Here is a 12,313-nt window from a genome sequence, read left to right as displayed (position 1 = left end):
GTGCCCGCCCGCGCCGGGAGCGGGCGGTCGTTACCCTGGCCAGGAAGGTACTCGAACGAAAAGGGAGATCATGACCGAGACCCCGGTTCACACCCTCAACGACGGACGTACCCTCCCGGCGATCGGCCTCGGCACCTACCCGATGGGCGACGACGACGCCGAGAAGGCCGTGCTCGGGGCCGTCGGCCTCGGCTACCGGCTCGTGGACACCGCGCTGAACTACGGCAACGAGACCGGCACCGGGCGTGGAATCCTCCACGGTGACGTACCGCGCGAGGAGATCGTCGTCACCACCAAGGTGCCCGGACGGCATCACGGCTACGAGAAGACGCTGGCCTCCTTCGAGGAGTCGCGCCGCAATCTCGGGCTCGACCATGTCGATCTGTACCTGATCCACTGGCCGCTGCCGCGCGTCGGCCTGTACGTGGACACCTGGAAGGCCCTGATCAAGCTCCGCGAGGAGGGGCTGGTCCGCTCGATCGGGGTCTCCAACTTCACCGCGGAACACCTCGACCGGCTGGAGCAGGAGACGGGTGTGCTGCCCGCCGTCAACCAGATCGAGCTGCACCCCCTCTTCCCCCAGGAAGAACTGCGGGCCGTGCACGCCGAGAAGGGCATCGTCACGGAGAGCTGGAGTCCGCTGGGGCGTGGCCGGGCGCTGCTGGAGGACCCGGAGCTGGTGGCCATCGCCGAGGCGCACGGTGTGACACCGGGGCAGGCCGTACTGCGCTGGCACACCCAGCTCGGCGCGGTGCCGATCCCGAAGTCCGCGGATTCGGGTCGCCAGCGGCAGAACCTCGACATCTTCGGCTTCGAGCTGTCCGAGGACGAACTGGCCAGGATCTCCGCCGGCCCCCGCAAGCGGTTCGGCGGCGACCCTGACGTGCACGAGGAGTTCTGAGGGACCGGAGACCTCCAGGAACTCCGGAAACTTCCACACAGCAGAAGGTCACTTTCGAGCAGCGGAACACGGTACGAGCCGCACGCGGCAGTACGGAACGCGGCGGCCGGGTCGGCCGACACCCGGACAAACGGCGCCTGACCGGCGAGGACGCCGTTTTGGAGCAGTGTGCCGACCGGGGGCCGCCCGGTAGGCTGCTGCCTTGCTGTTCCGCCTCGAAAGGACCGTTGACGTGCCGTCGTCCCACGCCAGCACAGCCGACTCCAAGCCCGCCGGTCCCAGCGGTGGTGTGCAGTCCCTTGAGCGGGCCTTCGACCTGCTGGAGCGGATGGCGGACGCCGGGGGCGAGGTGGGACTCAGTGAGCTCTCCGCGAGCAGCGGCCTCCCCCTGCCCACCATTCACCGGCTGATGCGCACGCTCGTGGGGTGCGGTTACGTACGTCAGCAGCCCAGTCGGCGCTACGCCCTCGGCCCGCGCCTGATCCGGCTCGGCGAGTCCGCCTCCCGGCTGCTCGGCACCTGGGCCCGCCCCTGTCTGGCGCGGCTGGTCGAGGAGACCGGCGAGACCGCGAACATGGCGCTGCTCGACGGCGACGAGGTCGTGTACGTGGCACAGGTCCCGTCGAAGCACTCCATGCGGATGTTCACCGAGGTGGGCCGCCGGGTGCTGCCGCACTCCACGGGCGTGGGCAAGGCCCTGCTGGCGTACGCCTCGCCGGACGAGGTACGCGCGCTGCTGGCCCGTACCGGGATGCCCGCCGCCACCGAGAAGACGATCACCACTGCCGAGGGCTTCCTCGAAGCGCTGGAACAGGTCCGCTCGGCGGGCTACGCGGTGGACGACAACGAGCAGGAGATCGGGGTCCGCTGCCTGGCCGTGCCCGTACCCGACTCCCCGACCTCGGCCGCGATCTCGATCTCGGGACCGGCGGGACGGGTGACGGAGGCGGCGACGGAGCGGATCGTGCCGATCCTCCAGCAGGCCGCGAAGGAGCTGTCCGAGGCCCTGGCGAACAGCGGCGGCGCCACGCCCCTTCGGTAACGGGTTCCCCACGGCGGGGCGTGGACCGGCGAGCGGCGTTCCACGGCTTCGATCGTGAGGCGGCCGAGGATTCGACGCGGAGTGCCGTCTCGTCCGGACCGGGGCCGGGCGGTACCGGCCGGGCGGGTGGGGCCCGGTGTCCGTGTCCGCACAGGGCTCCCACCCGTACCGTCCGCTGCCCGTCCTCATCTCGCCGCGAGCTCGGTGAGCCGGCCGTCCGCCATGGTGACCGTGCGGTCCGCCCGGTCCAGGTGTGCGCGGTCGTGTGTGACCAGCACGGTCGCCGTCGACCGCTCCCGGGTCAGCGTGACCAGCAGGTCCAGCACGGCGGCGCCCCGTTCGTGGTCGAGTGCGCTGGTCGGCTCGTCCACCAGCAGGACCGACGGGCCGTTCATCAGCGCGCGGGCGATGTTGATCCGCTGCCGCTGCCCTCCGGACAGCTGGTGCGGTCTGCGGTCGGCCTTGTCGGCGAGGCCGACCGCGTCGAGGAGTTCGAGCGCCCGGCCCCGCGCCGCCCGCTTCTCCTCGCGCGACGGGCTCGCCAGCCTGACCATCACCTGGAGCTGTTCGGCCGCGGTGAGCGACGGCAGCAGATTGGGCTGCTGGAAGACGATGCCGATGCGCTCGCGGCGCAGGGCCGCCTTCCGCGCGGGGCCGAGTCCGGCGAGCTCCGTACCGGCCACGACGACCCGTCCCTCGTCCGGCGTGACCAGGGTCGCGGCCACCGCGAGGAGGCTGGACTTGCCGGAGCCGGACGGGCCGACGACCGCGGTCATCGAGCCCTCGGGAACGTCCAGACTGACGCGATCGAGTGCGGTGAGCCGGCCGTCGCCGTCGGGGTAGGTGAGGGTGACATCGGCGAGGGTGAGGGTCATCGGACACTCCCGAGTGCGGTGAGCGGGTCGACGGCGGTGATCCGTCGGATGGACAGGGCCGCCCCCGCGGCGCCGAGGACGATCATCACGAGTGCGGGCAGCAGGACCGTCGACGCGTCCAGGACGAACGGCACGGCCCCTCCGCTGACCAGCGCGCCGATCCCCGAGGCGAGCGCGGTGCCCGCTCCCGTACCGATGGCGAGCATCACCACGGCCTGCCCGAGCGCGTCGCGCAGCAGATACGGCGTGGAGGCGCCGAGCGCCTTCAGGACCGCGATGTCCCCGGCGCGCTGGATCGTCCAGACCGTGAAGAAGGCGCCGATGACGAGCGCGGAGATGGCGAAGAGGAAGCCCCTCATGAGTTGCAGCGAACCGTTCTCGGCCTGGTAGGACCCGATGGCGGTGAGGGAGTCGGTGAGCGAGAGGGTGCTGGTGCCCGCCGCCCTGTCGCCCGCGGCCAGGTCCACTCCGTCGCCGGTGGTGAGGGCGATCACCGTGGCCCGCGCGGGCCCCGTGCCGGAGCCGCCGAACCGCTGCCAGTCGTCGAGGGAGGTCCACACGACCGGCGTATGGCTGTACGAGGCGTCGCCGGCGACGGCCGCCACGGTCTCCTCGACGCCCGCGATCCGTATCCGGTCGCCGGCCCGGGCCCCCAGGTCGTCGGCGGCTCCTTCGGAGAGCACGACCCGGCCCGGCGCGACCCGCGCGGGCCCGTCACCGCCCGGCGCGAGGCCGGAGTCCGGCCGGACGCCGAACGCCGACAGCGCGGTCGTGCGGTCCCCGGCGGCGGCGTCGAGGGTACGGATGCCCAGCGGCTCCGCGGACTGCACACCCGGGCGCTGTGCCCAGGCCCGCCAGTCCTTCTCCTCGACGGTCGAATTGGTGAAGGACACCGACTGGCCGTCCGGTGGGGCGGCGAACGCCAGATGATCGGCGCTCAGCCCTGTGACGGCCGAGGTGTTCTCCCGGGCGAGGCCGGCCGTGAGACCGGACAGCAGGCCCACGAGCAGCGTGATCAGCACCACGACCGAGCCCATGAGCGCGAACCGGCCCTTGGCGAACCGTAGATCTCTCCATGCGACGAACATGCCTCCAGCCTCCGGCCCCGCCCGCCCCGAAACATCGCGCGCCGGAGGGGCCTGACATCAACCTTTCGATTGACCGGCCGACGGCCCGGCGCGGTTACGCTGGCCGGATCATGGATTCGCGTTCGCACACTCCGGTCACCACCGCGCTGCGGCTGTGTCTGCACGCCCTGCTGGTGGGTCTGCTGGTGCTCGCCGTGGCGCGGGCCGTGAGCGACGACGCGCCGCACGCCACCGCCACCGTCGCCCTGGCCGGTGTACTGGTGGCGGTCTACGCGGCGGGGGTGGCGGCCCCCGCCGTGCAGCCGCTGACCCGGGCCGCCGCCCTCTGGACGGCCGGTCTCGGCGCGGTCTGGATCGCACTGCTCACCGTCTCGCCGGACGCCCTGTGGGTGGCGTTCCCGCTCTACTTCCTCCAGCTGCACCTGCTGCCGATCCGCTGGGGCCTGCCCGCCGTCGCCGTCACCGCGGCGGCCGCCATCACCAGTTTCGTCTGGCACGGCCGTGAAGTCAGCCCCGGCGCGTTCATCGGCCCGCTGCTGGGGGCGGCCGTCGCGGTCGCGACGGTGCTCGGGTACGACGCGCTGTTCCGGGAGAGCGAACGGCGCCGCGAACTCATCGAGGAACTGGTCTCCACCCGCGCCGAGCTGGCCGCGGCCGAACGCACCGCGGGCACGCTCGCCGAGCGGGAGCGGCTGGCGCGCGAGATCCACGACACCCTGGCGCAGGGGCTGTCCAGCATCCAGTTGCTGCTGCGGGCCGCCGAACGCGCCCTGCCCGACGACGCCCCGGCGGCGCCGCACGTCCGGCGGGCCCGCGAGGCCGCGCAGGACAACCTCGCCGAGGCCCGCCGCTTCGTCCGCGCCCTGTCGCCGCCGGACCTGGAACACGGTTCGCTGACGGGCGCGCTCGAACGACTCCGGGACCGCACCACCGGCCCGGACCTCACCGTGCGGTTCGCGGTCAGCGGGACCCCGGTCGAGCTGCCCACCCCGTACGAGGTGGCGCTGCTCCGCACCGCGCAGTCGGCGCTCGCCAACACCGTGCGCCACGCGCACGCCCGGCGCGCGGAGATCACCCTCAGCTTCATGGACACCTCGGTGTCGCTGGACGTCGTGGACGACGGCCGGGGATTCGCGCCGGAGGCCCGGCCCGGCCCGCGAACGGCCCCGGGCGCGCGGGACGCGGGAACCGACCCCGGCGGCTTCGGGCTGCCCGCGATGCGGTCCCGGGCCCGGTCGCTGGGCGGCACGCTGAGCGTCGAGTCGGCTCCGGGCCAGGGCACGGCCGTCGCGCTCACCCTGCCCCTGCCGCTGTCACCACCGCCACCGCCGCACGGAGAGGACGCCGTATGAGTACGGAACCCGAACCCGCCACCGTCCGGCTGCTGCTCGCCGACGACCACCCGGTGGTACGGGCGGGGCTGCGCGCCGTCCTCGACACCGAACCCGGCCTCCGGGTGACCGCCGAGGCCGCCACCGCCGAACGCGCCGTGGCGCTGGCCGCGACCGGTGAGTTCGACGTCGTCCTGATGGACCTCCAGTTCGGCGGGGGGATGCACGGCGCGGAGGCGACGGCCGCGATCACGGCGGAGCCGGGAGCCCCCCGGGTGCTGATCCTGACCACGTACGACTCGGACGCCGACATCCTGGCGGCGGTCGAGGCGGGGGCCAGTGGCTATCTGCTGAAGGACGCGCCGCCCGAGGAACTGGCAGCGGCCGTCCGCACGGCCGCGGCGGGCCGGTCCGCGCTGGCCCCGGCGGTCGCCCACCGGCTGATGGACCGTATGCGCACCCCGGCCGACGCGCTGACGAAGCGGGAGCTGGAGGTGCTGCGCCTGGTCGGCGAGGGCCTTTCCAACCTCCAGATCAGCAAGCGGCTGTTCCTGAGTCAGGCGACGGTGAAGTCCCATCTGGTGCACATCTACGCGAAGCTCGGCGTCGACTCCCGCACCTCGGCCGTGGCCGTGGCCACCGCCCGCCGTCTGATCCGCCGCTGAAGGCCCACCCCGCGCACCACCCTCTCGAACACCCGCCGCACCTCTCGAACGCATGGTGCCCGGCTCCCCCCTCCGGGGCGCCGGGCAACAATCACTCGTTCCAGTGACGCGGCGGAGGCTCACCGAAGAGGTCGACGGCGATCCGTACGTCCCTGAGCGCGACGGCCAGCGCGCTCACCGAGCCGATCGCCCCCGCGATCAGCAGCAGCGAGCGACGCATCCGGGGAATCTCCGGCACACCGTCGACCGCCATCGCGTCCAGCGCGGCCAGCTCCTCCTCGGCGATCCCCCGGTCCGGGAAGTCGCCGGGGTTCCCGGCCAGTTCACGGCGGAGCCGGGAGACGGCCGTGCGCAGCCCGGTGACTCTCGGGTCCTCGGCGCTGCCGGTCACCCGCTTCTGCCCCACGCTTCGCAACAAAGCACTCCCCCTCACACATCTTTGTGCCGGTGTGTCGACCAGGTCCCGGACGGTGGTCAAGTACCTGGGGTCGGACGCAAGTTAACGCCATGCCAGGTGTCCGGCGCCACCACGCCGACGTAAATCGGGGTGACCCTGAGGGTGACCTTGGATTCTCCTGTGCGAAGAGTGAACTGTGGGCCGGCGGGGCAGTGACCAGGGACGCGGTACCGGGACGGGTCCCGCCCGGGAAATGCGCGCCGCGTCCGCATCCGGGGTATCCAGGGCGCATGGCTCACACCTCCGGCGCCCCGCGTCCCTCACGTCCCTCACAACGCTCGGGGCCGCCGCGTCCTCCCCTGGTCGCCGGTCTGCTGCTGGCCGCCGGGGGTGGCCGACGGCTCGGTGGCCGGCCGAAGGCCCTGCTGGAGCACCGGGGCCGCCCGCTGGTCGAACACGCGGTGCGCGCGCTGCGCGAGGGCGGCTGCGGGCCGGTCCTGGTGGTGCTGGGCGCGGCGGCCGACGCGGTCCGGGAGCGGGCCGATCTGTCGGGGTGCGAGGTGACCGTGAATCCCGGGTGGGCCGAGGGCATGGGGTCGTCCCTGCGGGCGGGTCTCGCGGCGCTCGCGGGGAGCGGGGCGGACGCGGCACTCGTCGTGCTGGTGGACCAGCCGGGCATCGGCGCGCGGGCGGTGGAGCGGGTGCGGTCGGCGTACCGCTCGCGGGCGAGTCTGGCGGCGGCAGCGTACGAGGGGGCGCGCGGTCATCCGGTGCTGTTCGGGGCCGGGCGGTGGCCGGACATCGCGGCCGGGGCCGTGGGCGACCGGGGCGCCCGGGAGTATCTGCGGGCGCACCGGGACGCGCTGGCGCTCGTCGAATGCTCCGACGTGGCGGAGGCGTACGACATCGACACCCCCGCGGATCTGGCCCGTCTCGAACAGTCCTGACCGACGCGGCCCCGACCGACGCGGCCCTCGTCGGCTCGGAGTCCACCGAAGCGGCCGTCACCCACGCGGCTCTCACCGAAGCGGCCCTCGCCGGCTCGGTGTGGACGCCACCGCCGGTCCGGCCCGCGAGGCCGCCGCCGGGGAACGAGTGGTCCGGCGAAGAGGCCCGCCCCCGGCCGCGCGAGGCGCCGGGGGCGGGCCGCCGGACCGGTGGTGCTACTTCAGACCGGTCTCCAGGGCGTTCATGAGAGTGCCCTGGGTGGTGTCACCGGACATTTCCCAGATCATGACGCCGAGCAGGCCCTTGTCCTTCACATAGGACGTCTTCTTGCCGATGGACCAGGCGTCGTCGAAGGACCACCACTGGTTGCCGGTGTATCCGTAGGTGGCTATCGACTGTTCATCGTGGTGGACCGCCATCGTCGGATACGCGCCGATGAGGTTGGAGTAACCACGGGTGCCCGCTTCCTCCGCGAACTGGCCGGGGGCCGCGCCGCCCGCCGTCTGCCATTCGCCTGCGGCTCCGCCGTCGACGACGTTCTGCCAGCCGCGTCCGTAGAACGGGATGCCGAGGGTCAGCTTGCGCGGTTCGACTCCCGCGTCCGTGTAGGCCTTGATGGCCGCGTCGGCGCTGAAGTGGAAGTTGTACGGGTCCTGGGCGTCCGCGTAGAGGTTGGCCTGGTGGCCGGTGCGGTTCGGTTCCCAGGAGTTGTCGCTGCCGGAGCCGTGGAAGTCGTATCCCTGGACGTTGGCGACGTCGAGGGAGTTGAAGACCTTGGCCAGGTCCCAGCCCTCGGTGACCTTCTGCGGGTCGGCCGGGGTGAACGCGGTGAGGAGGCGGTGTTCGCCGCCCAGGGCGTCCATCTGCTTGCGGAACTCGGCGAGCAGCAGGGTCAGGTTGTCCCGGTCGTTGGTGGACCAGTGGTTGCCGGGGTGCCCGGTGTCGCTGCCCGGCCACTCCCAGTCGATGTCGAAGCCGTCGAAGATGCCGGCCGCGGTGCCGGGTCCGCCCGCTCCGTTGTAGTCGGGGAGGTTGCCCTTGAGGTACATGTCGACACAGGAGGAGACGAACTTCTTCCGGGCGGCGTCGGTGGCCGCCACGTCGGAGAAGTACTTCGAGTACGTCCAGCCGCCGAGCGAGACGACGATCTTCAGGTCGGGGTGCAGCTTCTTGAGCTTCTTCAGCTGGTTGAAGTTGCCGCGCAGCTTGCCCCAGCCGTCGTCCGCGACGCCGTCCACGGACTGGGAGGCGCTGAACGGACGGGCGTAGTCGGCGTCGGCGTCACCGGCGCCGGTGCCCTGTTCGGGGTCCTCCGGATCGGCGGTGGTGCCCTTGGTGACGCCGTTCATGCAGGTGAGGTTGTTCGGGTCGATGTTCTCGAAGGAGTAGTTGATGACGTTCAGCTTCGCCGCGGCGCCGGAGTCGTGGAGGTTCTTGACGAAGTACTGGCGGCCGTAGATGCCCCACTGGACGAAGTAGCCGACCTTGGCGTACTTGCCCGCGCCGACGATGTCGCCGGTCTTCACGGTGAGGGCGTTGCTCGCGGGGGACGCGTTGTCCGCGGGGTCACGGGCCTTCACGGTGAAGGTGTACGGGGTCGAGGGCGACAGGCCGCCGATCGTGGCGGTGGTGGTCGTGCCCGAGACGGTCGTGGCGAGGGTTCCGCCGCGGTAGACGTCGTACGCGGCGACCCGCTGGTTGTCCGTGGCGGCCGTCCAGGCCAGGGTGACGCTGCTGGAGTCGACGGCGGTGGAACGCAGGTTCCCCGGCGCGGTCGGCGGGGAGGTGTCGCTCGCCGGGTCGACGGTCTTGACGGTCAGCGGGGCGCTCTCGGCGGAGACGTTGCCCCGGGTGTCCTTGGCCCGGACCGTGAAGGAGTAGTCGGTGGCGGGGGTCAGTCCGGTGACGGTCGTGGTGGTCGTCGCGGTCGCGTTGCCCACCACCTTGCCGCCCGCGAGGACTTCGTACGAGGCGACCGGGAAGTCGCCCGCCGATCCCGCCGTCCAGGAGAGCGTGGCGGTGCGGGCCGTGACGTCGGTCTGCTTCAGCCCCGAGGGCGCCGTCGGCGGCACGTCCGCGGAACCGTCGCACTTGTCGCCGTTGATGCGGCAGCCGGTCGGCGCGGTGATCGGACCGGTGGCGACGAACCAGTAGCTGTACGGCTCGGTCGTGCTGTGCGCCGCGACCGTGCCGTTGTAGTGGGCGTTGACCGCGGTGATGTGACTGCCCTGGGTGGTGACAGTCCCGTTGTAGGAGGAGTCGATCTTCACCCCGGAGGGGAGGTCGAATTCGAGGGACCAGCCGGTGACCGCGGCGTCGCCGTCGTTACGGATGACGAACGTCCCTTTCCACCAGGGGCCGTTGTCGGCGCTGGTGAAGGTGGCCGTCAGCTTGCCCGCCGCGTGCGCGGCGGGTGCCTGGAGCGACAGCAGGGCGAGCAGAAGACCGAGAGCGGCGATCAGGGCGGTCGCCGATCTCCTTCTCAGTGGCATGTGCGTGAACATGGTTCTCCCTTGGCGGGCAGGGACCGATACCGGTCCTGAGGGGGGAGCAGGACGTCCTGGGGCGTCCTTGATGCCTTGGTGCCTGGTGCCGTGATGCCTGTGCCTGTGCCATGGAGCACAGGGGAAGCTAAGAGGTCTGGACCACTACGTCAAGAGGTACAGACCAATTGGCCGAGACCGGCAACGCACCGTTCCGGTCGTGGTTCGTCCGCCATGTCCTCGCCCGGCGGACACGCGCCCGTTCGCGGGCGCACACAGCGGGCGACGGGTCCCCTCAGCCGTCGGACGAGGACGGTCCCGACCGCCACGAACCCACTGATCAGCACGGCGAGAATCGCCAACAGCGGTGGGACGCACCGCAGACGCGTGCCGCGGCCGACCTTCGCCAGTGCCACCCCGCCGTCCGAGACCGCCGTCGTCGGCACCCAGAGGTTCAGCGGACGGCCGGCGCGCCGGGGAAGGTGAGCGGAACGCGCCCGCCCGGCGGCTTCCCGCCTGGATCAGCCGCCCGCGCCCCGTCTCCTCGTCACGTCCGGCGCCCGGTGCCCGCGGTCCGGCATGAGGTCCCCGGGATCAACGGATCACAGGGCGCGACGGCCCGCACCCCCGCCCGCGCGGCCCTCAGTGGCCCAGCACCACCGTCCGCTGGGCGGAGAAGTCGCCCCACTTCCCGTCCGGCAGTTTGGCCCGGAGCTTCACCCAGTAGCGGGTGCCCGCCGGGTCGCCGGTGGTGAGCTGATAGGTCGCGCGGCCCGCGGGAGGCTGCGCGCCCCAGACGATCGTGGTGGTCAGCCGGCCGTTCAGATAGAGCTCATACGCGGATATCTCACCGCCCGTCTCGGGCTGCTGCCACGACAGGTCGACCGCGTACTCCTTGCCCTGGGTGCTGGTCGTGGCGCGCAGATCGGTGGGGGCGGTGCTGGCCGGGGCGCCGGGGGCGGACGCGGTGGTCAGGTCGACGGCGTTGCTGTCGGCCGACGAGGTGTCGGCGGCGTCACGGGCCCGCACGGTGAAGGTGTAGACGGTGCCGGGCCGCAGACCGGTGAGGTGCGCCGTGGTCTGTGTGCCGGGCACGCTGTGGATGCGCGAGTCCTCCTGGTAGATGTCGTACGAGGTGACGCCGATGTCGTCCGTGGAGCCGCCCCAGGAGAGGTGCGCCGCCCGGCTGCCGTCCGCCTTGGCGCGCAGCTTCGTGGGGGTGGTCGGCGCCTCGTGGTCGGCGGGGGTGGGAGCGGGGGTGGTGACGGGCACGGTGGCGCTGGGTTCGGAGAGGTTCCCCGCGGCGTCGCGGGCCCGCACGGTGAAGGTGTAGGCGGTCGAGGCGGCGAGCCCGTCCACGTCGATCATCTGCCGGACCGCGGCGACCGACTTGACCTTCTTGCCTGCGCGGTAGATCTCGTAGCCGGTGACCGCCTTGTTGTCGGAGGACTTCTCCCACATGACGTGCACGGAGGTGGCACTGCTCGCCTGGGCCGTCACCCCGCTCGGGGCCGTCGGTTTCTCCGTGTCCTTCGTCTCGTCCTGACCGCATGCCGAGAGGGCCGCGATGAGCAGGGCGGCGGAACATGCCAACGCGATGTGTCCGTGGGGGCGTTGCACAGTCTTGCCTTCCGTCCGTCAGCAATGGTCCAGACCTGTATGGCACGGCCGACGGGTCCACGACAAGAGGAGGGAGCGGAACCTTCCGCATTGTGCCGGTGTGCGCCGGGGAAGGAACGCGGGCAGGACCGGCGGGAGACGCGCGGCGGGTGCGGCGCCCCGCCGGGGAGCCGCACCCGCCGTACGTGTTCTCCTGGGCCCGGGGGCCGGTCAGCTGGTGAAGAACTCGGTGATCTCCCGGGCGACCTGGTCCGGCCGGGTCTCGTGCACGTCGTGGCCGCCCGGGACGGTGATCGTCCGGCAGTCCGGGATCAGGGCCGCCATGTCCTGGACGTACTCCTGCGGCATGGTGCTCTGCGGACCGCCGGAAACGATCATCGTGGGTGCGACGATCTCCCCCAGCCCGTCCGCCCACTCCGGATCGGGATCGGCCAACTGGGCCCGGATCGCGCGGACGACGGCCTCGTCATGGTCCGCCGGCCCCTCGGGCTCCGCGGCCGGCGCGCTCTCCGAGGCGAACGGCGGCGGGGTCTCCACCAGCACCAGCCGCTCCACCCGGTCCGAGTGCTCCTGGGCCAGCAGACGCGCGACCACACCGCCCATCGCGTGTCCCACGAGCCCGACCCGGTCGAGCTCGCACTCGTCCAGGAAGCCCATGACGTCGTCCCGCATCAGCTCGACGGAGTACTCGTCGGGCCAGTCGCTCTCCCCGTGCCCGCGCAGATCGATCGCGTACACCCGCCACTCCTCGCCCAGCAGGCTTCCGGTGGCCTCCCAGCTCGCGGCGGACCCTCCGAGGCCGTGCAGCAGGACGACCGGCGAGCCGAACGGGTCACCCCAGGTCCGATACGCGAGCCGCACGTCGCCGACATCCACAACAGACTGATCTTCCATGCCCAAGACGCTACAGCCGCCGGACCGGCCCCGGCTCCACCGGACGGACATGGCAGGCTGTAGAGGTGA

At 72.1% G+C, this 12,313-nt stretch carries 11 protein-coding genes and 1 pseudogene; 5 read left to right on the top strand and 7 right to left on the bottom strand.

The window, feature by feature from the left end; all coding sequences use genetic code 11:
- Nucleotides 1–70: 70 nt before the first annotated feature.
- Nucleotides 71–901 carry an aldo/keto reductase gene (locus PZB75_RS26665; RefSeq protein WP_275537832.1) on the top strand — a complete coding sequence of 277 codons (831 nt, stop codon included), beginning with the start codon at nucleotides 71–73 and terminating at the stop codon, nucleotides 899–901.
- Between the two features lie 232 nt (nucleotides 902–1,133).
- Nucleotides 1,134–1,943 carry an IclR family transcriptional regulator gene (locus tag PZB75_RS26660; RefSeq protein WP_275537831.1) on the top strand — a complete coding sequence of 270 codons (810 nt, stop codon included), beginning with the start codon at nucleotides 1,134–1,136 and terminating at the stop codon, nucleotides 1,941–1,943.
- Nucleotides 1,944–2,128: 185 nt separating this feature from the next.
- On the opposite strand, the gene PZB75_RS26655 is transcribed toward PZB75_RS26660, so the two are convergent.
- Nucleotides 2,129–2,818 (bottom strand): ABC transporter ATP-binding protein, encoded by a 690-nt coding sequence (locus tag PZB75_RS26655; protein WP_275537830.1) that lies wholly within the window; start codon nucleotides 2,816–2,818, stop codon nucleotides 2,129–2,131.
- A complete protein-coding gene (locus PZB75_RS26650; RefSeq protein ID WP_275537829.1) occupies nucleotides 2,815–3,906 on the bottom strand; it encodes an ABC transporter permease in 1,092 nt (363 codons plus the stop codon). Before PZB75_RS26650 ends, PZB75_RS26655 begins: the two co-directional genes overlap by 4 nt.
- Before the next feature lie 110 nt (nucleotides 3,907–4,016).
- Here PZB75_RS26650 and PZB75_RS26645 point away from each other — a divergent pair, with 110 nt between their 5' ends.
- Both PZB75_RS26645 and PZB75_RS26640 read left to right on the top strand, forming a co-directional pair.
- The gene (locus PZB75_RS26645) at nucleotides 4,017–5,258 is read left to right on the top strand and encodes a sensor histidine kinase (RefSeq protein WP_275537828.1); all 1,242 of its coding nucleotides are present in this window, start codon (nucleotides 4,017–4,019) and stop codon (nucleotides 5,256–5,258) included.
- Nucleotides 5,255–5,902, top strand: a complete 648-nt coding sequence (locus PZB75_RS26640) for a response regulator transcription factor (RefSeq protein WP_275537827.1) — start codon at nucleotides 5,255–5,257, stop codon at nucleotides 5,900–5,902. The genes PZB75_RS26645 and PZB75_RS26640 overlap by 4 nt, the downstream gene beginning before the upstream one ends.
- Before the next feature lie 91 nt (nucleotides 5,903–5,993).
- Here PZB75_RS26640 and PZB75_RS26635 read toward each other — a convergent pair whose 3' ends face one another.
- Nucleotides 5,994–6,308, bottom strand: a complete 315-nt coding sequence (locus PZB75_RS26635; RefSeq protein WP_275537826.1) for a DUF5955 family protein — start codon at nucleotides 6,306–6,308, stop codon at nucleotides 5,994–5,996.
- Between the two features lie 362 nt (nucleotides 6,309–6,670).
- On the opposite strand from PZB75_RS26635, the gene PZB75_RS26630 reads away from it, so the two are divergent.
- Nucleotides 6,671–7,246 (top strand): nucleotidyltransferase family protein, encoded by a 576-nt coding sequence (locus tag PZB75_RS26630; RefSeq protein ID WP_275538879.1) that lies wholly within the window; start codon nucleotides 6,671–6,673, stop codon nucleotides 7,244–7,246.
- A gap of 216 nt (nucleotides 7,247–7,462) precedes the next feature.
- On the opposite strand, the gene PZB75_RS26625 is transcribed toward PZB75_RS26630, so the two are convergent.
- From PZB75_RS26625 to PZB75_RS26610, 4 genes and pseudogenes are all read right to left on the bottom strand, one after another.
- Entirely contained in the window at nucleotides 7,463–9,751 is a 2,289-nt protein-coding gene (locus tag PZB75_RS26625; RefSeq protein WP_275537825.1) for a glycosyl hydrolase family 18 protein, read from the bottom strand.
- Between the two features lie 287 nt (nucleotides 9,752–10,038).
- Nucleotides 10,039–10,188 (bottom strand): annotated as a pseudogene (locus PZB75_RS26620) (YfcC family protein); the annotation flags it as partial.
- A 184-nt stretch (nucleotides 10,189–10,372) separates the two neighbouring features.
- Nucleotides 10,373–11,350, bottom strand: a complete 978-nt coding sequence (locus PZB75_RS26615; protein WP_275537824.1) for a fibronectin type III domain-containing protein — start codon at nucleotides 11,348–11,350, stop codon at nucleotides 10,373–10,375.
- 210 nt (nucleotides 11,351–11,560) lie between these two features.
- Nucleotides 11,561–12,244 (bottom strand): alpha/beta hydrolase, encoded by a 684-nt coding sequence (locus tag PZB75_RS26610; RefSeq protein WP_275537823.1) that lies wholly within the window; start codon nucleotides 12,242–12,244, stop codon nucleotides 11,561–11,563.
- Nucleotides 12,245–12,313: the final 69 nt, after the last annotated feature.

It is taken from the genome of Streptomyces sp. AM 4-1-1 (assembly GCF_029167625.1).
Lineage (GTDB): Bacteria > Actinomycetota > Actinomycetes > Streptomycetales > Streptomycetaceae > Streptomyces.
Note: the sequence above shows the minus strand (reverse complement) of the source record. Positions and strands in the feature narration are given on the sequence as shown.